This window comes from Methylovulum psychrotolerans (genome assembly GCF_002923755.1).
Lineage (GTDB): Bacteria > Pseudomonadota > Gammaproteobacteria > Methylococcales > Methylomonadaceae > Methylovulum > Methylovulum psychrotolerans.
This window is the reverse complement of sequence record NZ_PGFZ01000004.1, coordinates 330340-356513: the sequence shown is the minus strand read 5'-3', so window position 1 is coordinate 356513 and position 26174 is coordinate 330340. Positions and strand designations below refer to the sequence as shown.

The 26174-nt window shown below is 49.8% G+C and carries 13 protein-coding genes; 6 read left to right on the top strand and 7 right to left on the bottom strand.

The annotated features are described in order from the left end of the window. The first annotated feature begins 183 nt into the window (after positions 1-183). Complete coding sequence (ppc, locus tag AADEFJLK_RS11510) at positions 184-2988, top strand: phosphoenolpyruvate carboxylase (protein ID WP_103974412.1); 2805 nt, start codon at positions 184-186, stop codon at positions 2986-2988. Between the two features lie 147 nt (positions 2989-3135). Beyond that, the gene (locus AADEFJLK_RS11505; protein ID WP_157678919.1) at positions 3136-3603 is read left to right on the top strand and encodes a BLUF domain-containing protein; all 468 of its coding nucleotides are present in this window, start codon (positions 3136-3138) and stop codon (positions 3601-3603) included. A gap of 220 nt (positions 3604-3823) precedes the next feature. Here the strand turns inward: AADEFJLK_RS11505 and AADEFJLK_RS11500 are convergent, their stop codons facing one another. The 6 genes from AADEFJLK_RS11500 to AADEFJLK_RS11475 all read right to left on the bottom strand — a co-directional run bounded on the left by AADEFJLK_RS11500 (position 3824) and on the right by AADEFJLK_RS11475 (position 18569). Further along, complete coding sequence (locus AADEFJLK_RS11500) at positions 3824-6388, bottom strand: response regulator (protein WP_103974358.1); 2565 nt, start codon at positions 6386-6388, stop codon at positions 3824-3826. A 35-nt stretch (positions 6389-6423) separates the two neighbouring features. Next, positions 6424-8049, bottom strand: coding sequence for a sulfatase family protein (locus tag AADEFJLK_RS11495; RefSeq protein ID WP_103974357.1), 1626 nt, complete (start codon positions 8047-8049; stop codon positions 6424-6426). 340 nt (positions 8050-8389) lie between these two features. Further along, positions 8390-11302: an EAL domain-containing protein gene (locus tag AADEFJLK_RS11490; RefSeq protein ID WP_103974356.1), complete on the bottom strand. Its 2913-nt coding sequence runs from the start codon at positions 11300-11302 to the stop codon at positions 8390-8392. A gap of 44 nt (positions 11303-11346) precedes the next feature. Continuing rightward, the gene (locus AADEFJLK_RS11485) at positions 11347-13827 is read right to left on the bottom strand and encodes a CHASE domain-containing protein (RefSeq protein WP_170065092.1); all 2481 of its coding nucleotides are present in this window, start codon (positions 13825-13827) and stop codon (positions 11347-11349) included. Between the two features lie 208 nt (positions 13828-14035). Next, the gene (locus AADEFJLK_RS11480) at positions 14036-17428 is read right to left on the bottom strand and encodes a bacteriohemerythrin (RefSeq protein ID WP_170065091.1); all 3393 of its coding nucleotides are present in this window, start codon (positions 17426-17428) and stop codon (positions 14036-14038) included. A 145-nt stretch (positions 17429-17573) separates the two neighbouring features. Next, positions 17574-18569 carry a zinc-dependent alcohol dehydrogenase family protein gene (locus AADEFJLK_RS11475; protein ID WP_088617721.1) on the bottom strand — a complete coding sequence of 332 codons (996 nt, stop codon included), beginning with the start codon at positions 18567-18569 and terminating at the stop codon, positions 17574-17576. A gap of 449 nt (positions 18570-19018) precedes the next feature. Here AADEFJLK_RS11475 and AADEFJLK_RS11470 point away from each other — a divergent pair, with 449 nt between their 5' ends. The 4 genes from AADEFJLK_RS11470 to AADEFJLK_RS11455 all read left to right on the top strand — a co-directional run bounded on the left by AADEFJLK_RS11470 (position 19019) and on the right by AADEFJLK_RS11455 (position 25324). After that, positions 19019-21700: a bifunctional acetate--CoA ligase family protein/GNAT family N-acetyltransferase gene (locus tag AADEFJLK_RS11470; protein ID WP_103974353.1), complete on the top strand. Its 2682-nt coding sequence runs from the start codon at positions 19019-19021 to the stop codon at positions 21698-21700. 182 nt (positions 21701-21882) lie between these two features. Continuing rightward, positions 21883-23895 (top strand): Ig domain-containing protein, encoded by a 2013-nt coding sequence (locus AADEFJLK_RS11465; RefSeq protein WP_103974352.1) that lies wholly within the window; start codon positions 21883-21885, stop codon positions 23893-23895. A 203-nt stretch (positions 23896-24098) separates the two neighbouring features. Then, positions 24099-24635 carry a DinB family protein gene (locus AADEFJLK_RS11460; protein ID WP_103974351.1) on the top strand — a complete coding sequence of 179 codons (537 nt, stop codon included), beginning with the start codon at positions 24099-24101 and terminating at the stop codon, positions 24633-24635. Further along, entirely contained in the window at positions 24635-25324 is a 690-nt protein-coding gene (locus tag AADEFJLK_RS11455; protein WP_103974350.1) for a phytanoyl-CoA dioxygenase family protein, read from the top strand. The genes AADEFJLK_RS11460 and AADEFJLK_RS11455 overlap by 1 nt, the downstream gene beginning before the upstream one ends. A gap of 205 nt (positions 25325-25529) precedes the next feature. On the opposite strand, the gene AADEFJLK_RS11450 is transcribed toward AADEFJLK_RS11455, so the two are convergent. Then, positions 25530-26174, bottom strand: a 645-nt coding sequence (locus AADEFJLK_RS11450; RefSeq protein WP_211299201.1) for a metallophosphoesterase family protein, incomplete at its 5' end; no start/stop codon positions are given.

Here is a 26174-nt window from a genome sequence, read left to right as displayed (position 1 = left end):
TTAGTATCGTAAAAACCTATAGTAAAAATTGTTTTATTCTATTTTACTATTTTTTTGGTATGGCTTATTGTATTACTTAACCGAGTTAGCCTAATAAGACCGCAAAAATGGCTTATGCTGGCGGTTTGTAATATGCCCTTTCCTTAAATGCCGACTTTTTCTAACCTTATTGAGGTGTTTTCTATGTCCACGCCCCCTAACTACGATGACAAAGCCTTGCAGGCGAGCATCAAATCTTTAAAAGCGGTGCTGACCAAGGTACTTAAAAGCCAAGCAAACCCACAAATTATGGTGACTGTGGAACAATTGCAGCGGCAATTTTCTGCCTTACAACGGGATGGCAGCCCTGCCAAACGTCAGCAATTGCAAGCGATATTGCAGGACTTACCAGCCGATACCCTCACTGAGGTGATCCGTGCTTTCAGTTTGTATTTCAGCTTACTGAACATTGCCGAAGAAGCGACCAATTTGCGCCAACGCCGCCGCGAAATCGAAAGCAATAAACTGTTTTGGCCCGGCTCTTTCCACGACACCTTACAAAACTGGCAACAAGCCGGGGTGACGGCCAGCGATGTGCAGACTATTCTCAACGACCTGCAATATCTGCCGGTTATGACCGCCCATCCTACTGAAGCCAAACGGCGCAGCGTCCGCAGTACCTTGCGGAAAGTCTTTCTTAGTCATGAATTGCTTGAAGAGCAGCGGCTTAAGGGCTATTTCCGTGAACAGGCTTTAGAACGTTTGCACAGCCAAATCCAATTATTATGGAAAACCGACGAAGTGCGTACCCGTAGCATGGGCGTAATCGACGAGATTGAGGCCGGGCTGTTTTATTTCCCGCTGTCCTTGTTTGAAGCCACTGCACGGATGTACCGCAACTTCCAACGCGCCCTACACGATGTGTACGGGGCCGAAGCGGTGCGTGATATACAAATCCCTAACTTTTTGAGCTTTGGCTCTTGGATAGGCGGCGACCGGGACGGCAACCCCAACGTCAAGCCGGAAACCACCGCCCTGGCCTTGCGTCTGCAAGCACGGACAATTATCCAAGAATATATCCGCCGCCTCGACCTGCTGCGTGACCAATTGGCTTTTTCTTATGGCTTATGCCAGCCTAGCCCGGCGTTTTTTGCCAGCTTAGACAGTGACCGCCAATTGCTAGGCAGCGTGTCGGTAAGATTGGAGCGTAATTATCCGCAAGAACCTTACCGGCAAAAACTGGCTTTAATGAAATATCGCCTCGAACAACGTTTAGCGCAAATTGAGCAACGCATCGATGGTTATAGCGGCCAACTCGGCAATACCGCTTATCTGGGAGCCAGCCAATTTCAGGCCGACTTACAAATCATCCAACAGTCGTTGGTAAACCATGGCGATGGGGCCATTGCCGATTTGGAATTGCAAGACTTAATCCGTCTGGTCGGTACGTTCGGTTTCCATCTGATGCAATTGGACGTGCGCCAAGAATCGACCCGCCACAGTGCGGCGGTGGCGGAAATCCTCAAGGCGGCTTTAGGCTTGGACTATGAGGCTATGGACGAAAACCAACGCCTGGCGGTGCTGGCGGAAGCTATCGGTATACCCGGCGGTTTGGTCTACGACGCGACGCATTTATCCGCCGCCACTACCGAAACCTTAGCCTTGTTCGGAGTCATGGCGGACATGCGCCGCGAAATCGGCAACGACTGTTTCAGCAAATATGTCATTTCCATGACCCATGCCGCCAGCCATATTATGGAAGTGCTGTTGTTAGCGGCGCAAGGCGGCTTAAGCGGGCGTATCAGCGGACGATGGTTTTGCCATATCGGCGTTAGCCCCTTATTTGAGACTATCAACGATTTGAGCCACATCGACAGCGTGTTGCGCACCTTGTTTGCCCAACCTGTCTACCGCGCCTTATTGCAAGCGTCGGGACAGCGCCAAGAAATCATGCTCGGCTATTCCGACTCCTGCAAAGACGGCGGTATTTTAGCTTCGGCATGGGGCCTATACCGTGCCCAACAACAGGTAATGGCAATCGCCGATGCCGAAGGCATACCGTGCCGGCTGTTCCATGGCCGGGGCGGTACAGTCGGACGTGGCGGCGGCCCTACCCATCAAGCGATTTTGGCGCAGCCGCCCGCTACCGTACGCGGCCAAATCAAGTTTACCGAGCAGGGGGAAGTGCTGTTTTACCGCTATAACAATATGGAAACCGCCATGTACGAACTCACTATGGGCATAACCGGTTTGCTGAAAGCCAGTTTAAGCCTAGTGCGTCCGGTGCCGGAAGACCGACCCGAAGATTTGGCCCTGATGACGGAATTGGCGGACATTGGCGAACGCCGTTACCGGTTGCTGACCGAACAAACGCCGGGCTTTTTGGACTATTTTTACGAGGCCACCCCAGTATCGGAATTAGGCTTGCTGAATATTGGCTCACGGCCTTCGCACCGCAAAAAACAAGACCGTTCAAAAAACTCAGTCCGTGCCATCGCTTGGGTGTTCTCTTGGGCGCAGTCACGGCAGACCTTTCCGGCGTGGTACGGCATAGGCTCCAGTCTGGAAAGCTGGTGTGCAGGCAAACCCGAACGCCTGCAAGCCTTACGCGAGTTATACCAGCACTGGCCATTTTTCCGTAATTTGCTCAGTAACGCGCAAATGGCCTTAAGCAAATCGGACATGAATATTTCTAAGGAATATGCGGCCTTATGCGTCGATGAACAAGTGGGCAAATGGATACACGGCATGATTGAAAGCGAATACCACCGCTGTGTGGAGTGGATACTGGAAATCGCCAATACGGATCGGCTGTTAGCGGATAACCCGGAATTGGCGGTATCTTTATATCACCGTAACAATTATCTGGGGCCGCTGAACTATATCCAAGCCAGTTTGCTGAAAGCGGTGCGTAGCGAAACACTAGCGGAAGGTGAGGAAAATCCGTGGCTAAAACCGTTATTGCGGACGATTAACGCCATCGCGGCGGGGATGCGTAACACAGGTTAAGGGCATAGGGAACATCGTTTGTGACGGGCTTGGCCTCCGCCTTAATAACTGAATTTGGGGAAAAGCAGTTTTTTCCTTATGGCGTTTTTATGCGCTGGCCCTGCTCCGTCAACACGGATGAGTTTAACTTTTTACAATGGGATATTTATGGAATTAGCCAACCTTGTTTATATAAGCAGCACCAAAAATGACATGTCAGAAGATGATTTGCTGGACATTTTGCACGAGGCGAGAACCTTTAACAGTGCTTGTGGCATCACCGGGTTGCTGTTGTATCGGGATTATTTCTTTATTCAAGTTTTGGAAGGGGATTATCAGGCTATTGAAGCGCTGTTCGAACGCATCAGCAAAGACAGTAGGCATTCCCATATTCTTAAACTCTACACCGCCCCGATTAGCGAGCGCAGATTTAGCCAGTGGGCCATGGGCTTTGCATCGCCGAATGAGATGAGACTACAAGACATTGAAGGTTTTGCGGCATTTTTTGCTCACCAACCGACACCTACCTCTGCGGAGGTCGCAAAAGAAGTCGAGGATTATGTGGAATTTGTTTTAGAACAGTTTCGGCAACCGATAAGCATTGAATATTCTCTGAACGATCAAGTTTTCGGTTAATCCGTTCGTGGTGAGCCCGTCCCACAGGGACTTCCGCTGGTCGTCGAACCATGGGCGGATTAACCGTCCAGCCTTCGAATCTCAGGCCGAACGGTTAATCCTAAAATCGAAAACTTGACCGTTTGAAGTATACTTGTTTTTTTAGTGACGCTACCGTCGTCCATCACTAAAAATACGGTGCTTCTTGCGGGCATCTTGCCCGCAAGAAGTAACCAACAACCTAATGCCCCAGTTTATTGTTAAACCATTCTAAAGCCGCTTCGTACAGGCGTAAATCAAAGCTGTTCATGGTTTTTGCCAAATGCAGTTCTTCATCGGAAAAATCACTGCTGTTTAGCTCGTAGCGGATGGGAGTCAGGGTGGCGAATAGCGTCCTGTCCCAGTCCATCACTTGACATAAAAGATCATAAGATTCAGTAGGCTTCTCATTAATGCCGATATAAATGAAGTGGTTTTGTAGGTTACCGATAGCAATAGCTAACAACTCTTCGGTACATTGCCCAAATGCTACGGCAAAGCCGCCAGATAGCATACGGGTAAAATAATTATCCAACACCTTATGGCCGACTTTAAAAACATCGCTGATGGTTAAGGTTTGGCCTTGGTGCGCGGCCATTAACGTCAATTCTCTGGCGTGATAACACACCCTAGGCAAAGGGGCGCGTAACCAGATCAGGTAATCCCCCGGCAACCCTGCCTTTTCGGCGCTGCCAAACGGAAAAGTCCCATAAATCAATTGCCGTTGCAAATAGTCCACGGGATATTGGCGCAATTCCAACACCTTATCTTCACCTGCACCGACCGGGAAAACATTGCCTTGCGTCGCCATTTTGACATGCAGCCGTAAATCATAAGTGACACTATAAGAAGGCTCGATAAAATACCGGATGGCAGGCTGTTGGCCAGTCGCCAATAGCGTTGGCAAACGTTCGGCAATAAATTGATAAAAGCTTTTTTTATCAATTGAATAGCTTAAATAATCATGACGGATATCGGCATGGTCGGCCAGATCGCTAATATAACCTTGCGGTAACAGGTAAACATGGGGATTAGGGTGGATATGCATGGCATAGCGGAGCGCGACTTCCGAGAAAGTCCGGCTTAAATGGCCAAACCCCGGTTTCGCCAGCAACCTGGAAATATGCAAAGACCCGGTGGCAAAATTACTGATGAAAAAGTCGGCTTTATGCCCGACTACTAGCTTGGTATTACTGGTTTCGCCGACCACCGACACATAACGCGGCTCAAACGTCAATTGTTTGAGGATATTCTGCACGACTTGATGGTCTTTTTCGGCTTCGCTGAGCGAGGCCTCGGAGGGGGTAAACGGCATAGTCCAGCCGTCGAAAATTACCCCTAAATTCGGGTAAGTAAGGCTAAGTTGGTTAAGGATATAAGCATAGCCTTCCACTTGTTCCAGCCAGCAACGCTTTTGGCCTTCTACGCCCAGCCAAACAATAGGGTAACACCCGGTAAGGCTGGCGGTTTTCGCTAAGGCTTTGTCATCAGGCGCTTGCAGTACGGTATCGAGCAAATAATGGTCGGCAAGCTCATAAGCAAAGCGGCTGCTCAAATGCTGATGCCGCCCGATATGGGTAAACCATTTATTTTCGCCGCAAGCAATCTGCCCGATTTCTGCTGAATCGAGCACTTGATATTTATCGTAGGAAAACAACAGGCTGGGATCATTAAAGTCATGATCCTTACGCATAATAATAGTCGGCAAGTTCTCTAATACCGGCGCTTCCTTCGCTAACTCAAACAGTGCCGGCCAGACATCATAATAAAAATGCGAAGGTCGGCTATGGGAGGCAATAACACCCGCAAACGTATTGCTTGAGGTGGCATAAGCGACATTCTTGGCGAAATCTTTCATCAATTTTTCTTGCAAACGTTTGACATGTGACTCGTTAATATGGGCAAGCACCAAAAAGACATTATCCACCGGAAAATACAGCGCGTCGGCTGTAGATAGCAATTGCACCAGAAAAAATACCTGTTTGCCATCAGTAAAGCGTAGGCAATTAAGGTCTGGGGCGACTTCATAACTTTCTTGGCAATAAGCCCGGTTTGGTGAAAAGGGGCTGGGCAAGCTGACCGCCCCATCAAAGGCCTCGTTTACCAACCGACTTCCTAATTGTGGGTCTTTGCAAGCAGCAAGTAAAGGTTGCAAATCACAAGGTATACCCGATAAGAGAGTCGGCAGGACTGTGGGATGAATTTTTTTCGGTTCTTGTAATAAGGCGATGGAAGCCGTTTGTGCCAGCATCCACAGTTCTGAGGGCGCTGTTAAGTGCAAGTCGGACAAGCGCCCATACTGGTTGCTGAAATAATAATAGGCCGCTTCCAAAGCAGCCAGAACAAGCACTGGGCTATTGGCCTGTTCAGCTAATGCTGCCAAACCGGAAGGCGCAAAAAAAGCGTCCTGAAAGAGCTGTTGGGCAGGTTCGTATTGCGGCCACTCCAACAGCCGCAGCCGCTGGGAAGCGCTTAAGCTCTCCTGATAAATGCGGGCAGCCTTTTGCTGTTTAGAATTGATAAAAATAATCGGGATATGCCGGGTCGCCAAATCTTCGCCTAAGCTCCGGTAACTGGCATAACCATCGAGACCCGGCATGGCACTCTCCATAAAAATGATGTCCGGCTGCTCTGCTTTAGCAATACGGATGGCTTCTTCACCCGTATACGCGGTTAACAAGAGACAGTCGGCCCCCCCTAAAACCTGTGCCACATAAGCCAAATCGGCGGGTGATTCATCGCAAAGTAAAATTTTTTCTAGGGGCATAATCCTTTCCAAAATGGATGGGGTGATAAAGAAAATTACTGGCCATTAGCAAGCCAGCCTAAGGGCAAGCTATCATGGCAGGCAACGCTTGCAAGGCTGGTAAAAGGCGGTTGGTCAAACGTCTTGCCATCCCCTACCACCCGTGGGTCCCCGGCATTTTTTAACCGGGCCAACAGTTGCCCGGCCAATTGCGCCTTCACCGTTGCATAAGCCGGTTTATTGGCGACATTGGTGATTTGCCCGGGATCGTTGCTCAGATCAAACAACTCTTCCATAGGCCGTTTGGCAAATCCCCAAGTATAAAAGTGGGCGCCAGCCGGCACGTTACGGTTATTAATGATCCAGTCTTTAGTCGGACTGGGATCCATATCCACAAATACCCATGGGGTTGGCGTGGGTGCGGGTGAAATAAGCGGACATCCCATAGGCCAACGTTCAGGGGCAAAGTTACGGATATACAGATAATTGGCGGTGCGTAAGGCACGGGCCGGATAAGGCAAGCTTTGTTCTGTCGCCATACCGACATGGCGTTCTTCACCTGTAATCACAAAATTGCGTTGGGGGTCAACTTGGCCGCTGTTAGGCGATGTTAGCACGGGCAACAAGCTCTTACCGTTCATGTCCGCTGGAGTCGGCAAGCCTGCTACGTCAAGAAAGGTCGGCGCCAAATCCATCAAGGTCGTAAAATCGTCAACTACCCGCCCCGCTTTGCTATTGGGCAACCAAATGGCTAAAGGCGTGGCAACACCAAAATCATATAAATTCCATTTGCCATGCGGAAAACCGCCAGGGCCGTTGTCACCAGTGACGACAATCAACGTTTTGTCCAATTCGCCAATATCTTCCAATTTTTTCAGCAAAACACCGACATAAGCATCTAACGCCTGTATTTCGCCCAAATAATCGGCCATGTCCTCGCGTATTTCCGGGACATTCGGCAAAAAAGCGCGTAATTTATTTTTCAGATTGTCAGGGTCTATGCCCCATAAAGCTTTGCCTGAACCTTTAACCCAAGAACGGTGGGTGTTAGTGGGGCCAAACCAATATAAAAACGGCTGGCCGGGTTTGCGGGCTTTGATGAAGGCGCTAAAATTGCCGTTAACCTCATCCAACAGCGTTTGTTTAGCTTGGTCAAAAGTCATACCTTTAGCCATTAAAGCGGTCACAGTGCTGCTAAAGCGGTTAGCAGAGGTGCCGGACTGCTGGTATTGATATGTTTTTACGCCACCAAACGGGGCATCTATTGGCACGCCGGGCGCCCAAGTCTTATAAGTTTTGCCGATATGGTAGCCGGCATCATGCAGCAATAGCGGGAAACTTGGAATGGTCGGGTCCCAAGTCCCATATAAGAATGCCCCACCGCCCGTATTAAAAAAATAGCGGCCGGAAAAAATGGAACTGCGTGAAGGCGTACAGGAGGGGGCATTGACATAGGCGTTTTTAAACAATACGCCATTACGCGCAATACGGTCAATATTAGGCGTTTTGACGGTGTCGCTAGGTAAGGCCCGCCCGTAAATGCCCGTGTAAGCGCTGGCATAAGGCCCGCCCCAATCATCCCCGACAATCACGACAATATTAAGGCGGTTGTCCGCCCAAGCAATCAGGGGTAAAAATAACAATAGGACGGACAGGAGCCGTTGACGGATAGCCATTTTCATATAAACCTCTATTAAACCTTCAAATGAAACCACGGCACACCACAAATAAGTGTTATGCCACTGTTTGAAAGTTAATAGTCAATTTATGTGCCACACATTAACTTCATGAATTTATTGAAAAATAAAATCCACTCTCAAGTATGGCTGCTGATATAGCAACAGCCTATACACAATTACTGCTTATTTACTTAAACCCGGTCAACATACCAAGGCGCTATTACGCAAATTTAAAAGAAGGTAAACGCAAATAATCTTCATACCGCAACGAGGAAAGCGAGGAAAAACACTTGGCAACGGATTATTTAATTAAAATAGTAAATTGCTTTCTACTTGAAAAAAGTCAGTTAGCAATGCCCAGAACTCTGTTGCCCCGGAGTAACGCTGCAAACTGTTCGGCGGGGATGGGCTTGCTAAAAAAATAGCCTTGGATTTCATCACACTGTTGCCCGCGTAAAAAATCCAGTTGTTCTTGTGTTTCCACCCCTTCGGCAATGGTTTTAAAGCCTAGGCTTTTTGCCATGCCAATGATAGCGGTGACAATCGCGGCATCTTCAGGGTTGCGTCCGAGGTCACGGACAAAAGACTGGTCGATTTTTAGCTTGTTGATCTTGAAACGCTTAAGGTAACTTAAGGAAGAATAGCCGGTGCCAAAATCATCAATAGACAGCGCGACCCCCAAAGCATGGAGCTGGTTCAGTACGCCGATGGTACGTTCGGTGTTTTCCATCGCTATACCCTCGGTCAGTTCCAATTCAAGCAGGGTAGGGTCTAATTTGGATAAACGCAACGCCTGAACCACTTTCTGGTACAGCGTATCTTGGCGGAATTGCACAACCGAAAGGTTGACCGCGATCGGAACAATGCCAAGCCCGGCAGCTTGCCAAGCGGCGGTTTGCTGGATAGCGGTCTGCAACACCCAATCGCCAATGTCAATAATCAGGCCGCTTTCCTCCGCAATGGGGATAAAGCACCCCGGCGGCACCATACCCTTCTGGGGATGCTGCCAACGTATCAGCACTTCTGCCCCGACTATTTTACCCGTTTTTGCATCCACTTGGGGTTGGTAATATAGCAGCAATTCGTTCTGCTCCAAGGCGCAGCGTAACTCGTTCTCGATCTGGAGCGTCTCTTGGGCCTGCTCGTGCATTTGCCGGGTAAAAAATTGAAAATTGTTACGGCCATTTTGCTTGGCACGAAATAGCGCGGCATCCGCAGATTGCGCCAATTGCTCAAAAGTGTCGCCGTCTTCGGGGAATTGGGCAATGCCGATGCTGACCGTCAAGGTCAACCTATGCCCACCAACAACAAACTCCTGGGCAACGATGTCGAGTATTTTTCTGGCAATATGGGCGGCATCTTCGGCATCGGTGTTGGGCAGCAAGAGGATAAATTCATCGCCACCCTGACGGCAGAGCGTATAATCAGAATCCAATTGGGTATCTAAGCGCACCGACAAGTCCTTAAGCAATTGGTCGCCGATGCTGGGGCCTAGCGATTCATTAATCGTCTTAAAGCGGTCAAGATCCAGATACATCAAGGCGACAGAAGCATTAATCCGCTTGGCGCTGGCCAGAGCCAATTGGGCACGGTCTTGCAATCGCGCCCGGTTAGGCAGTTGGGTCAACACGTCGAAATTACTGAGAAATTGGATGCGCTCTTGGGCGGAATGGTGTTCGGAAAGGTCACTTAAAATGCCAATGTACTGGAAAATCTCGCCATTTTGGTTCCTGATGACACTGACAGAAAGCCATTGCGGATACAGTTCGCCGTTCTTACGGCGGTTGACGACCTCGCCTTGCCAGCACCCGTCAGCGATAATACTGCGCCACATCGCCGCATAAAACTTTTTGTCCTGTTTTCCAGACGAGACAATATTGGGCGGTTTGCCCAGCACCTCTGCTAGCGTATAACCGGTAATATCCGTGTAGGCCTTATTAACCGAAACGATCTTATTATCAGCATCGGTGATGAGGATACCATCCCGGCTGGATTCAAAAACTTGCGCACTAAGGCGTAGCTGATGTTCTGCCTCCAGGCGTTGGGTCACATCTTGGGCTAAGACAATCCTCGCCGTCCGGCCTTCAAACGCCAGATTATGCCCGGTCATCTCGGCCCAGAGTAAACTGCCGTCTTTCCGGCGATGCCGCCAAATACCGGATAAGCCATAGCAATCGGCTTGGACGGATTTCTGCTGGGCGGTTTCTTGTCCGTCCGGCGGGCTGAGGTCGGCTATGCCCATCGTATAAAATTCTTCGCAACTATAGCCATAATGCGCAACTGCCGCATCGTTAACGGCAATGAAAGCGAGGGTATTGATGTCATAAACCCACATCGGCACAGGATTCTCGGCAAACAATAAGCGGTAGCGGGCTTCATTTTCACGCAACGCGGCCTGTGCCTCACGCTGGTCTTCAAGCACCCCTAATAAGGCGGCTCGGACACGCTCCGCCTCTTTGATATGGCGTTTAAGCTCAGTTTCAGTATTTTTCCTCTCGGTGATGTCAAAAAACGTCACCAGCAAGCTATCGCCAATAATAATGCCGGAAATCAGCATAATGCGTAAATCACCACTTTTACAGCTCACACAATATTCGTGGGCGGGAATGTCGGTATGCTGTTCTGTAGCCGCCTGCACGGCGGCATTCCAAGTATCCACCACCTGCCGCCGATAATTAGGCTCTGGATAGGCGAGTTGCCACCATTCTTTTATGGTGGGCAAATCGCTAGGGCAATAGCCGAACGTCTGCTGGAAACGGGCATTCAAATCGAAAACGTCCCCTTCTTGATTAATAAAGGCAAGCGGTACAGGAGTCAGATTAAACAATTGCTGAAACCTGACATCACTGTCATGGCGGGCATTACGGACACGGGCATTGTCCACTTCACGTTGCACTGCCGCAGCCAGCCGCTGAAGGTTATTTTTCAGTAAATAATCACTGGCACCGGCCCGCATCAACGTCACGGCAACATCGTCACCGATATTGTCTGAGACCACAATAAAAGGCATATTCTGGTCATATTCACGGACAATGGCCATGGCAACAGCCGCGTCTATTGCCGGCAAATTAAAGTCTGACAGGACAATATCCCACTTTTGCTTTACCAAAGCGGTATGCAGTTGACCGGCGTTTTCGACACGCTCGTAGCCGACCTCAAACCCGCCTTTATGCAGTTGCCGAACCACCAGTTCGGCATCGCTAACCGAGTCTTCGACAAGCAAAACGCGTAGCGGGGCACTACTGGCAATAGGCATTGTGGATCAGACAGATAAAGCCCATAACGGTATCGGACATAATGTTAAGCTTCCAAGTCGGAGGCGGGGTCGGCGTAGCGGGGCGGCTCACCTAAACGCCCCAGCAATTTATTGATTTCCGTTTTCAGTTGCATCACCCGCTCTTCGCGGCCCAAGGTGATGTCAAACCATTGGCGTAACTCCTTGAGCTGCTGCTGGAGTTGCGCTTCTATTTGCTTACGTTCGGTGATGTCGGTCGAAATGCCGCACAAAGCATAGATACTGCCATCAGTATGACGTAAAGGCATTTTAACGGCCCAATAAGTCGCTGTCTTACCTGTTTTGGTTGCCGTTCCAGTTTCTTCGCCCCGGAGAATCTCGCCCGTCATAAACAAATGCCGGTCATCAGCGCGTATTTTTGCTGCCAGTTGGTGATCAAACAATACCTCATCCGTAACACCGATCACGTCCGCCATCGTTAACCCCCACAACTCAAGGCACGGGCGGTTCACATATAGATACCGCCCTTCCTTATCCTTTAAATAAATATAGGCGCTGACATTTTCCATAATCAGCGACAATTTTGCCTCATTCTCGGCCAAGGCTTTCTGGGCGGCCTGACGCTGGACATCCCGGTCAAAATTATCCAAAGCAAAAGTAATATCGCAGGCCATTTCCTTAAGAAGCTCTATGGCTTCCGTGTCAAAAGCGTTAATTTGATTATGATAAACCGTGAGCACAGCAAAAGGCTTACCATTGCGCCGGATAGGAAAAGTCCCCGCCGCCCCCCAGGCAAAGTGCTTGGCACGTTCATGCCAATGGATGGTCATAGGGTTATTAAGATAATCATTAATAATCACCGGACGATTTTCCCGCAATGCTGTCCCTGTAGGCCCTAAGCCTTCCGCAACATCGGCAGATGCGGAAATGACCAGACCGTCAAGATATTCTTGGCCGACACCATAGGCAGCGACAGGTACGATCACTAAATCCGCTTCGTTAAGCTGGCCAATCCAAGCCATTTTCATGCCACCAAAAGCCACCGCACAGCGGCAGACCAGCGGAAACAATTCTCTGGCGTTATCCATACGCACGATGGCTTGATTAGTTTCGCTTAAGGCCTGATAAAGTTGCGTCAACCTTAGGATACGCTGCTCGGCTTTCTGGCGTTCGGTACGGTCACGCAAAATGGCGAAGTACCGCTGCCCGTCTAAGCGGCGGACGCTGACCTCGGACGGAAATTCCGTACCGTTTTTACACCTATACCGCCATTGCTCTAAGGACACCGCACCGCTCTCCGCCATACTAGCTAATGCGGGTAGGCTGACGTTTTCAACCGTCGCCAAAATAGCCGGTAAATGCAACGATAAAAGCTCGGCGCGGCTATAGCCCAACAGAGTCAAAGCCGTGTTGTTGGCATCTAAAATCAGGTGGTCATCATTTAAGATAAGTATGCCCTCACCTGCTTGCCTGAACAACTGCCGGAAATGGATTTCGGCAGTTTGTCGGCTCCTGGCCAATTGCCAAGTCAGTAAAGTCAGCAGCAACGTCAAAGTGACGCTGGTAGCAAACACTAATTCAGGCCGATAGCGGTATATGGCTCGATTTTCAAAAGCCGGAGCCGCCACCATCCGCACGACCCATTGCCGTCCACCCACCACTATCGAACGGCTAGTCTGCAAACCATCCGCTACCCGGCCTTTCTCCCCAAGGTTTATACCCGATTGGAACAGGCGCGTTTGTTCGGATAGGGTAATGCCATCATAAATTTCCAGACTAATGTCTGTAGGTAATTGGCGGCGGATCCCCGCTATCAGATCGTTGATGCGGAATGGCACATCCACCCAGCCGATAATAGCCGCCCGCCGTTGCGCCAACGTGGCAAATTCCGCGCCTTTTTTATACAGCGGCAGATACATGACGAAAGAATAGACATAAGGCTTATCGGCATCTTGTATCAAAGCAATTCGGGAGGTGATACGGATATCATCGGCATCACGGGCTTGCTCCATAGCGCTAAGGGCGGCGGGTACGGTTAACGGATCAAACCCGAACGCTTTAAGATTATCGCCGGCAAACGGTTCTATATAAATGATTGGCGCGTAGTAATCGCGCTGTCCGTCCGGTTTGATTTGGTAATCCGCCGACTTCTGCTGACGCATGGCTTGGATATGCCGGGCTTTTTCGGCATTGCTCACCAGCATGACTAAACCTATGGCTTGTACCCCCGATTTTTCATACAAATGCAATGCTTGCACATAAGTGTGGAATTCGTTAAATGAAATGGCTTTGCTGCCATTGAAAAAACCTCGGACACCCCGCATAACGACGGCATAAACATTAAAACGGTCATTGATATTATCTATGGCCATATCCGCTGCCGACTCGAATGCCGCCCGCAGACTGTCGGCATCTTGTTGTTTTGCTTGCCAGCATAATCCGCCGCTAATGCCCAAACCAACCAACAGCACTGCCCCTGACACAAATGCGGGAAGCAACCAAGAACCAGTTAAGCCAGAAAAGTAATTCCTGGAAAAAATAGTCATTTCATATACCATTTCATAAAGAGATGCCGCATTCCATGAAGTGCTGAAAATAGCATCACGGGATACCCTTTGACGCTCAAAAGACTCCCCCTAATGTTTCAAAACCTACCAAGTTAGCCTCGCGCCGCTTTGCTCCGGCTTATGACAGGTCTGCCAGATAATCTGTGGGGCCGAAAGCCGTATCCCCAGTTACTTTACCATAAAGGCATTAATTGTGAACTATCGCCTGCATTTGCGGGTCAAAGAAACGCAACGTATTGCGGCCTGAGGTTTTGGCGTTATACATGGCGATGTCGGCATTTTTTAACAATTCTTCTACGCTTTGCCCATAAGCGTTGAAAACCGTCGCGCCAATACTGGGCGTACTGCTGTAATCATACTCTGTCAACCGGAAAGGCTGGTTAAGCGTAAGGAGTATCTTATGGCCGACAGCGGCCGTTTGTTGTACTGCCGCATCACCCTCGTCGTCCAAATCTTGCAGCATCACCACGAATTCATCCCCCCCTAGCCGTGCCACCGTATCATTTTCACGGACACAAGCGCTCAAACGCCCAGCCACTTGTTGCAACAGCAAATCCCCCATGTCATGACCCAGAGTATCATTCAGCGTTTTGAAATTGTCCAAATCAATAAAGAGTAACGCCCCTTTGCGGCTATTACGGTGGCTGGCGGCCAAGGCCGATTTTATCCGGTCATACAACAGCCGCCGATTAGGCAAGCCAGTGAGCGGATCATAAAAAGCTAACTTTTCAATTTCCTCGGCGGCGGCTTTTTTTAAGGTGATGTCAGTCAACGTACCCACATAATGGCTGACCATACCGTCTTGGTCTTTAACTGCCGTGATGGTAAGGTATTCAGGATAAGTTTCGCCATTTTTGCGGCGGCTCCAAATTTCACCTTCCCAAGCCCCCGTGGCATTAATTTTTGCCCACATGCTGGTATATACACTATGGTCTTGCCTATCCGCTTGGAGGATACGGGGGGTTTTGCCGACCGCTTCTTCGGCAGTGTAGCCGGTAATGTCAGTAAAGGCCTTATTAACCCTAAGAATGATTTGATCGGCATCCGTCACCATCATGCCTTCTTGTGACTCAAAGACAGTGGCGGCGATTCGCAGTTGTTGTTCAGCCCGCTTACGTTCGGTAATGTCACGGGTAACCGCTAAATGCACCACAGAGCCATCGCTCTCTTTCATGGGCACGGCATGGGTCTCCAACCATCGGCAGCCGCCTTTAAAGCCCGTGATTTCATATTGCATTTGAGCGGTATGACCTGCCAAGACCTGCTCGTGCAGTTCGGTATAAGCTTTACGGTATTTGGGGGCAATGGCACTCAGCACCGTTTTGCCAAGCACCTGATCCAAGTGCTCGGCCTCCAACATAGCCAGCCCCGCCGGATTCATCATGACGATCAAACCTCGTGCATCAATAATTTTGATGCATTCCGGCTCATTGTCAATAATGGTACGCAGGCGGTATTCACTGCTGATAAGCTTAGCTTCAATCTGCTTACGTTCGGTAATGTCACGGGCGGCGGCAAACACCCCCAACACCTTACCGTTACCGTCATGGTATACCGTGGCATTATAAAGCACATCGGTGACTTTGCCGGAGGTATGGCGGATGGCCAACGGGTAATCGGTCACGGCCCCCTGTGAAAAAACCTGCTGATAGCCCCGGCGGGCCTGTTCAGGGTCGGTGAAATAGTCGGCAAAATCACTGCCGATCAGGCTATCACGGGGCACACCCGTCACCTGCTCCGTGGCCGTGTTGACATCGGTGATTTTACCCTCGCCATTGATAGTCACTAAAGGGTCAAGGCTGGCCTCAATCAGGCTGCGGGCATATTGTGCGGCTAACTGGCTGGCTTCTTCGGCTTTTTTCCGTTCGCTAATGTCAACAAACGTAGCAATTGCGCCGATCATCACGCCGTCGGTAATAATCGGTTGCGACCAGTATTCGACGGGTACGGCAGTGCCGTCCTTGCGCCAAAAAACTTCTTGTTCAACATGTATTTCTTGGTTACGCTTATAAGCGGCGTACATCCGGCATTCACTGGCAGGGTAAGGACGGCCATCAGGATAAGAATGGTGGATAAGTTCATGGATATGTTTGCCGATAATTTCATCGGTATTTTCATATCCCAAAATCCGTAAAAATGCCCGGTTGACGAACGTGCAGTTGCCGTGGGTATCAACCCCATAAGCCCCCTCGGCAATGGAATTAAGCAGTGAATGGAGTAACTGGTTCGATTCACGCAGGGCTACCTCAGCCCGTTTGCGCTTAGTAATGTCGTGCATAACGGCTAGCACATGCGCCCCGTCAGCATCCTGGGCACACAGGGTAGTAAAGATTTGCACTGTCCGATGGCCGCCATCTTTATGGGTAATTGTCCATTCTTCGCCTTGAATGTGTTCACCTTGGCGCATACGCTCCATACGCTGCTTCGCCCGCTGTTGCGTATCGGGATCGATATACACCGTCTGATACCAGCCTAAGCGGTTAATTTCTTCCAGGGAAAACCCGGTGATGCTTTCCATACTGGGATTCCACACCGTAAAGTGGACATAAGGCGGTTCAGCGATGCTATGGCAGACGGCGACGCCATCGACTTCCGCGTCAATCACTGCCTGGGTAAACGCCAATTGTTCCGCTAAACGGCGTTCAAGCCGCTTGCGCTCGGTAATGTCTTCTTTGATAGCCAGGTAATGTGTGACCACCCCATCTGCTTGGCAAACTGGGGAAACCAACGCCAATTCGATATATTCGCTGCCATCCTTACGCTTATTGATAAATTCGCCTTGCCAAACTTCCCCGCGCAGCAATGTATCCCACATATTCAGATAAGTCTGTGGCGGGGTTTTACCCGATTGCAGCAAATTTGGATTATTTCCTTGTGCTTCGGTGCGGCTATACCCGGTTGCTTTAACAAAAGCTTCATTGACAAATTCAATGTTAGCATTAAGGTCGGTGATGACAATAGAGCTGGGGCTTTGCTCTACGGCCAGCGAAAGTTTTCTCAATGACTCCTGATCACGCCGACGCTCCATTAACTCCCTCATCAAAGCCAAGGTGTTGGTTGAGAGACCTTCATAAATGGACTGAATGATGTCAATTAGCGTCCCCGTTGTCCCTTGCATTTGTCCATCAGCCTGCTGCTTGGCGACTTCTAATGGTATGCCTGCCTGCATAGCCAAAACAATCATGGCAAGGTAACGGTCATTCTCCAAAATATGCGCGACCAACCAGCGGCTCAGGAATACCAAAACCTCATTGATGACTTTTTCTGGCGATTTGTTAGCTTTATCTTCCTTTAGCTGGCAAATCGTTTCTATAAAGTGCCTGTGGGTCGCTTTGTGACCAAGCTCTAAAGCATCTTCAGGAAAATATCTGTGCCAAATGGCTTCTTCTGTGTCAAAGTGATAAACGGCATAGTTTGCCAACTCATCAAAAATAGCATTCAATGCAGGAATATCGGACTGGAAAGCCACATGACTGGCAAGCCTATTAATTAACTGGACTAACTTCTTATGCTGTTCGTCAATGTTAGGCAACCCAGTCTTAAAATTGTCATTCCACGGAAATATATCAATCGAATCCATGCTTATCCTCTTATAATTGAAAGCCTGTCTATCGCATTTTTTGGTGATATGGACAGAAAGGCTCAACGCTGGCAAACTGCGCACATTTTTCTCCCTACCACCGTATAAAAAAATGCTGTGATACGCGGAAATCGAAAAATGAAGTTTAAATAGACAACACCACCTTACCAGTGGTGTGTCCTGCCTCAAGCAAATCATGCGCGGTGCTGGCTTGCGCTAATGGCAAAACGTGGCTGACATGGATACTTAATTTCCCTGCATCAATAAACTTCGCACATTGTTTAAGTATCGCAACATAGCGGTCGCGAGCGGCGGGCAAATCACGCAGCATAGGCGTTAACATCAGCTCAAAACCCAACAATAAATTGCGCACCCGCGCTTCGCCCAAATCAACGGCTTTAGGCTCCAGTAAAGTGACTAGGCGACCATAATAAGCCGTTAGTGGAATACTGGCCTTAAACGTATCGCCGCCAATGGTATCGAACACCAAATCCGCACCCTGCTGAGAGGTCAACTGGCTGACGGCATCGGCGACATCGGTCTGGCTATAGATAATGGCTTCATCCGCACCCAGAGATTTGACAAATTCGGCTTTTTCAGCGGAACTGACCGTCGTAATGACCCGCGCCCCAGCAAGCTTGGCTAACTGCACGGCTACATGGCCGACACCGCCTGCCCCCGCTTGCACCAACACCGTTTGCCCGGCTTGCAAGCCACCCCGCGCAAACAAAGCCCCAAACGCCGTGATCAGCACCAAGGGGGCAGCGGCGGCCTCGACATAACTTAAGTCCGCTGGCATCCGGCAAGCCCAACGCTGGTCAAGTACGGTATATTCGGCGTAATTGCCCTGCTCCCGCCCTAAACCGCCATGACAAAACCACACTTTATCGCCCACCTTAAACTGGTCGGCATTCGGACCGACCGCCACCACCTCGCCCGCCCCATCAAAACCCAATACGGCGGGCAACAGGGCGTTAGGGTATAACAGGCCGTTCCGGCGGATTTTGGTATCGACCGGGTTAACCCCGGCAGCATATAGACGTACTTTAATATCGGTAGCGTGGCTTATTTGCGGCTCGGCAATCTCTTGCAAGGCCAACACGCCGCTGTCACCAACTGCTGTCATAACTATGGCTTTCATTAAAATATCCTAAATTAACGTGATATGGAAAAAAACTTATAATATCCCTTAACTAAAACCTATCGGGGCATTGACCTTCCGGCTAAAGAAATTTACGCCCACCAGATAAGATTGGCAAATCATTAATGCCAAAAGGATACTTTTGTAATCTAGCTAGAAATGGGCATGAAGCATTCTAAGGGTATTTAAGCCCCCCGCTTTGCTGTAGAGATAGTGCCCAAATCATCAACCCGTTAAATTTTAAGTCCATTTAAAAAGCCGGACATCGTGTAAAACCTGTGACGTAACGTTCTTTAGCGGTTTTTCAAAAAATCTATAGCCTATGCTCTAAAGCAACAAACGATACCATCGCCTTTGGTTTGAATTTACAAAGTTTAAAATAGTCATCATCAATAACCCTAAAAAATGCTACCCTTTTAGGCCTATCCTTACCACCCTTTGGAGCCACGATGGATTTGCATTATTTAAGCCGTTTTTTCACCCCCAACAGTGTCGCTATTGTCGGCGCGTCTGAACGCGAAGACAGCGTAGGCTACCGCTTGTTGCTCAATATGCAGGAAGCGGGCTTTAGCGGCGGTTTATATCCGGTCAACCATAAGCATGACACCTTGCTGGGCTTACCTGCCTACGCGGATGTGTTGGCAATCCCCGAAGACCTTGATTTGGTGGTGATCGCCACCCCAGCCGCCAGCGTGCCCGGCATTGTCCGGCAATGCGGCGAAAAGGGCGTGGGGGCCGTGATTATCATTACCGCCGGGTTCGGCGAGCTAGGCGAAGAAGGCAAACGCTTGCAGCAAGAAGTGCTGGCGATTGCCCACCGTTATGGGATACGCCTTATCGGCCCGAATTGCTTAGGAGTTATCCGCCCTAGCGGCCAATTGAACGCCACCTTTGGCGATGGGGTCGTTAAAGACGGCACATTGGCCTTACTATCGCAATCGGGGGCGGTGTGTACGGCCATTTTAGATTGGGCAAAAGCCCAAGACATCGGCTTTTCCACCGTGGTGTCGATGGGCGGGGCGGCGGACATTGATTTTGGCGAAGTCTTGGATTATCTGGCGACCGACACCCACACCACAGGCATTTTGATGTATGTCGAAGGCATACGCGATGCCCGCCGCTTCTTAAGCGGCCTAAAAGCCGCCGCGCGTCTTAAGCCCGTCATTTTAATCAAATCGGGCCGCCATGAAGCGGGCTGTAAAGCGGCCATGTCACATACCGGGGCGATGGTTGGCGGTGATAATGTCTTTGATGCCGCGATTGCCAGAGCGGGTGTTGTCCGCGCTTATAGCATCACCGAATTATTTTCGGCGGCGCGGATTTTGGCAAACAATTATAGCGTTAACGACAAACGCTTGGCGATTATCACCAATGCTGGCGGGCCCGGCGTGATGAGCACCGACCGCGCCGAAGATGTCGGCGTGAAAATGGCGGAACTGAGCACAGCCAGCCTTCAGGCCTTAGACCAAGTATTGCCGCCGCATTGGTCCCATGCCAATCCGATTGATATATTGGGCGATGCCACCTCGGAACGCTACCAAAAAGCCTTGGATATATGCTTGGCGGATGACAATATCGACGGCATTTTGGTGATTCTGACTCCGCAAGCCATGACCCATCCGACCCAAGTCGCCCAGAGCATTATTGCTGGTGCCAAAGCCAGTAACAAACCCGTTTTGGCGACGTGGACAGGCGGGGCGCGGGTACAGGAGGGCCGTAATCTGTTTGCCAACAGTAATGTCGCCCACTTTAACACCCCGGAAGTGGCGGTGGATGCGTTTGCGTTTTTGGCGCATTACACCGAAAACCAAATCCTGTTAAAACAAATCCCCTCACCCACCGATGATTTGGCCGTTCCTGATATAACGGGTGCGCGGCTGATTATCGAACGGGTGTTGGCGGAAGGCCGCCAAGTGCTGACCGCCCAAGAAGCCAAAGCCATTTTGGCGGCTTTCCATATTCGGGTGACGCAGACCATTAACGTCAGCAATGCCAAAGAGGCAATGATCGCCGCCGAAACCATGGGCTTTCCGGTGGTGCTAAAAGTCAATATGGCGGAATTTAGCCATAAGTCCGATATTGGCGGGGTACGCCTGAATATCACCAGCGCCCAAGAACTGGCCGGACACTTTGGCGAGATGACCGCCGCCATCCGGGAAAAATATCCAGAAATAACAAGTGTCGGCATGACGGTCGAGCCGATGTTCCGCTCGCCCAGTGGCCGGGAAATTATGATCGGCGTGGTCAGGGATCCGGTCTTCGGGCCGGCCATCAGCGTCGGTTTAGGCGGTACGATGGTGGAGATTTTAAAAGACAGCGCCGTCGCCCTGCCGCCGCTGAACGCTTACATGGTCGGACAAATGCTGGCAAAAACCAAAGCCGCCAAGTATTTGCAGGCGTTCCGAAACTTGCCGCCCGCCAATATCCAAGCCTTAGTGGAAGTGTTGCTGAATGTTTCAACAATGGTCAGCGAGTTGCCGGAAATTTTGGAACTGGACATCAACCCCTTGATTGTCGATGCCCACGGGGCCGTTGCCGTCGATGCGCGGATTAAAGCCGAAGTCGCACACCAAATGAGCCGTTATGCGCACATGGCGATACACCCTTATCCGCACGAGTTGATCCGCCATTATCAGTTAGCCAATGGCCTGAATATCAGTATCCGTCCGATTCGCCCCGAAGATGCGGTGATGGAAGAGCATTTTGTCAGCCGCTTGTCGGCCAAAACCAAATACTTCCGCTTCCGGCAAGCCTCGCAAGAACTGACCCCCGATATGATTGTGCGTTTTACCCAAATCGACTATGACCGGGAAATGGCTTTTGTCGCCGTCACCGAAGCGGAAGGTATGCCGCGTGAGTTAGGGGTGGGGCGCTATATCAGAAACCCTGACGGCCATTCGGTGGAATTTGCCTTAGTGGTCGCCGACGATTGCCAATGCTTAGGTATAGGCTCCAAGCTGATGAACAGCCTGATGCAAACCGCAAAAAGCCAAGGCAATACCTTGTTTGCCGCCGAAGTCCTGGCGGAAAATACCGCTATGTTGTCGTTACTGAAAAAATTGGGCTTTAGTATCCTGACCGTAACGGGCAATGACGCGGTGGTGCAGGTCGAGAAAGATCTGCGGCTATAGGCTTAACGCTTAGGCTGCAAACTACGGAAAAACCCCTACGATTTTTGCGCAATACCTGCAAAAATTGTAGGGTTATGTTCTATAAATACATGATAACTAATTGTTTATAATAATAATATTAAAATGGCATAGGCTGTGCTTTAAGGAGCGTTATATCCACAACATAAATAGGAAGCCTCCTAATGAAAAAATTACTGCCGCTACTGTGCCTTTATGCCTTAAGCCCTATGGCGCAAGCCAGTACGGCTTATGGTTCCTTGAGCAATTTTGATGCGGTTAACGATACCGGGGAAGATACCCACGGCTTTGAAATCGAAATCGACGATGTCCACAGCACCCAAATCCAATACACTTACGATTGGAACCATTACGGCCATCCGACCATTACCGAAGATAACAGCGACCCGGCGCACCCGAAAACCTTTGTCCGTTATGAAAGCAAAAAAGATGCGGCAGGCAATTATTTAAGCTATACGGCCATGCCCGCCGGGCCATTCCCACCCACCCAAGGCCATCAGTGCACCAATCCGGCTGTAAATATCGGCTGCGAGCATTTCGGCGTGTCTTATTCTGCCCCAGGCATCATTAAATACCATTGGCTGATTGACAACCCCAGTGCCCCCGGCAATTTGGTCTTAGGGCCAGAAGTGCTGATGTCGGCACCGTCTTGGACTTATCAGCCGCCTGTTGCCGCCCAACCGGCAAAAGTGGTAGCTGTTATCCCTGCCCCACCTGTACCGCCCGTTAAAGAATTTGGCGTACCGTCTTGGGTAAAAGTGATTAAAACCCAACTGCATAGCAACATCAAACTGCCTTTGGATGATTTGAGCAGCGCCGATAAAAATGGCGACGGCAAAGCGGATTGGACGAACGGCGAACCCGCCCAAGTAGAAACCGAATGGTATTTGCTGCAAGCGCAAACTAACGGCCTTAATAAAGCAAAATTACAGTTACCCGGTGCAGCCGAGCCATTGAATAACGGTGACGAACAAATCACCCGCCGTTATGAGTTTTATAAATACGCCGGAGAGCCTTTATCTTTAGATGGCGAAACGGGCGAAGCGATGTGCGACGTGGTCGCTAAAGACGGCCTGCATGGCGTAGGCAAAGTAGATGTTACCGATGCCAGCGGCAACAGCTATACCTACACCTGTAGCACGGATGTCGTCGTCGGCGATTATACCGGCGCACAAATGGTCGGCTTTGATGTCGCCGCCCCGCTGGGCCTGATCGAACATATCGAAGACGGCAAAATCAATGTGGCCTATACCAAACGGACGGTGGTCGCTGGCGGTAACACGCCTTACGTTACGACCGTCAGCGGCGGTGCCTTGCCACAAGGCTTAGCTATCGATTCGGGTACAGGGGTCTTATCGGGTAAGCCTACCGAAGCAGGCGTGTTTACCTTCACCGTTAACGCCACCGATGCCGATAATGCCGTCATCAGCAAAAACTATACGATTAGCATTATTAACCCCTTGGCTTTGCTGCCAGTGATCAGCACCACCGTTTTACCTGCCGCTACCGAAGGGGCTGCTTATAGCAGCCAGTTAACAGCAACAGGCGGTTTACCGCCGTATACTTGGACCGCGACCGCCCTGCCTGCTGGCTTACAGCTCTCGGCTTCCGGTTTATTGTCGGGTACGCCAGCCGTAGGGTCGGCAGGAGCCAATATCGCCACTTACACCGTGACCGATCAAGCCGCCAAAACAGACAGCAAAGCCCTCACCTTAACCATTTCTTCGGTGGGTAATCCTGCCTGTAGCCAAACCGATGCGCCCATCAAATCGATAGGACGCAAGTTTCTGGTCATCAATAGCGGTTTACTGGCCTCAGACCATGTTTGGTATACGCCGACCCCTGCCGGAACAACCTTTACTGGTGGTACGACAACTTTCCTGACCGGAGAACTGGTGACGTTTTCGGGTACGCTGGACGGTATCGGCGCTTGCCATGCCACAACAATGGTGGTGAAGCCTAAGCCTAATTACAGTGTGGCAGATGCCGGACACGCCAAAATCAGTGCTTTTGGCAGCAATTACATTATGGTAGGCGCCAAGAAAATCATTTGGAACAGCAAAACCGCTTATCTGCTGAATGCCCCAGCGATCCAAGTCGGTATGAAAGCCGTTTGGCGCGGTAAACTCGACACCGCCAGCAACACGGTGTTAGCGACTAAATTGACCATCAACTAATACCCTTCGACCTTAAAAGCCCGGCAAGCTATGCAATAGCTTGCCGGGCTTTTTTTTGCCCGATCATCACGTTTTTAACATTCGGATAAATAGTTCAGCTACCCGATATTAAAAAGTTGAACATCAAGCCCAAACCCTGTAAATTCCAAGATCAACAGGCTCGCCTTTCCGCTTCATTTTCAACCCTATTGAGGAAAACCAGCATGGGATGTACCCAACATATCCGCCTAATGGCCGAGTACAACGCATGGATGAACATTAAAGTGTTTGCAGCGGCGCTAACCTTGCCGGAAACGGAACGGGTCGCCGATAAAAAAGCCTTTTTCGGTTCGATAATAGGCACTTTAAACCATTTGCTGGTTGCCGACACGCTTTGGCTGAAACGCTTCGCCGGACACCCTGCTTTGTACACCGCCTTAGGGCCGGTTGCCCGCTTACCCACCCCGACCGCGCTAGACCAACAGCTCTTCACCGATCTACAAGGCCTCTACGAGCATCGGCAATGGTTGGACACAGTGATTGTCGAATGGGCCGAAGCCATCACCGAACCGGACTTAACGCATATCCTGCATTATGTCAGCACCAAAGGCATACCCGGAGATAAAGACTTTTTCAGCCTGATCATGCACTTTTTCAACCACCAAACCCATCACCGGGGCCAAGCCACCACCTTATTATGCCAAGCGGGCGTGGATGTGGGGGTTACTGACTTAGTTGCGTTAATACCCAACGCGCTGTAATGGCCTTGCAACAACAGTTAACCGAACAGGGTTTTGCCATTGTCCCGAACAGGCTAGACAGCGGACAACTCGCCACCCTGCACCAGCTACTGGCACAACCGCCCGACCATAAGCCCGTACCCGGAATACGCGGGTTATTGGACAAATATCCGCCCTTGCGGCAATGGGTCAACTCTCCGGCTATCCGGGAACTGGTCGAACCTATCTTAGGGCCGGATGCCGCCATCATCCGCTCGGTGTTCTTCAACAAAAGCCCCGCCGCCAATTGGCAAGTCGCTTGGCATCAGGATTTGGCGATTGCCGCAAAGGCACAGCACGAGGTCGCAGGCTTTAGCGGTTGGTCTTGTAAAGAAACAATCCCCCATGTGCAACCGCCCATCGCCATTTTACAAACTCTGCTCACCGTCAGAATCCATTTAGATGCCGCCGACGACAGCAATGGCGCGTTATGGGTCGTCCCCGGCTCGCATACCCTAGGCCGCTTGCCCGCCCAACAGGCGGCGAGCGTAGCAAAGGCTAGGGGCAAGCAGTTATGCGCCGTGCAAGCGGGTGATGTGATGCTGTTCAGGCCGCTGCTTTTACATGCCTCGAAAAAAGCCGTGTCGGACGGCCAGCGGCGGGTTATTCATTTGGAGTTTTCGGCTACGCCGTTGCCGGAGCCGTTGGTTTGGGCGGAGTGGGGGATTTAATTTGATGGCCTTGTTTATCGATACGCGAATTAAATGGATAATAACCGATTATCTACAGGTTTCGACGCGTTGCAGTTATTCAAAATGAAGTATTTTTAACAGAAGAAAATAAATTCCGATTTCCTATTCCCACCTGATATTATTTTGCAAGACCTTATTTTTTCAAAAAATAAAAAAGTACAGTACAAGAGCCTAATGCACATTCTTATACTGGGCTACTTAACAGTTCTTCAAATGTAACCATTTCTGATTTTAGAAAATTTTCTCCAGATTTTCTCCAAACTTTAACGTAATTAAGTTTATAAGGAAAATTATCCTCATTTGCTAAATCAGCTAACGTCAAAGAATCCATTTTTTCGATATTTACATACCTTGTCCAAGAACCAGGATTAAAATATTTTTTGTTTCCATAACCTCTAGAATCAGGCTGATGCGTATGCCCAAAAACGACTATGTCTACCTTGTCATTTAACAAGCCCAACGCTTTGTTAAAAAGGTCATCTTTTATATCAGTCATTCCGGCTTTAAAAATTGATAACGTATATTTTCTATTCGGATTCACAGATAAAGTAGTTTTTGTCGGCCAAGCATTCATGACCTCTAACCATTTGTCTGGCGTAGATTTAACGAAAATCTCATTAAGAAATTCAAAAAGCTTAGTGTCATCGTTAAGTTCATTTTTTACCTCAATTTCAGTTTTGTTAGTACCTAAAACCTCATTATAAAGTGATGTAATTTTTTCTAGGATTTTGTCAATTGCAATGCATTGTTGTATTTGCTTAAAAACATCTTTTGGCTTGTCCTTTGCGGGGACACCCAAAGTTGCTGTTGGTTCAGTCCCCATAAATTT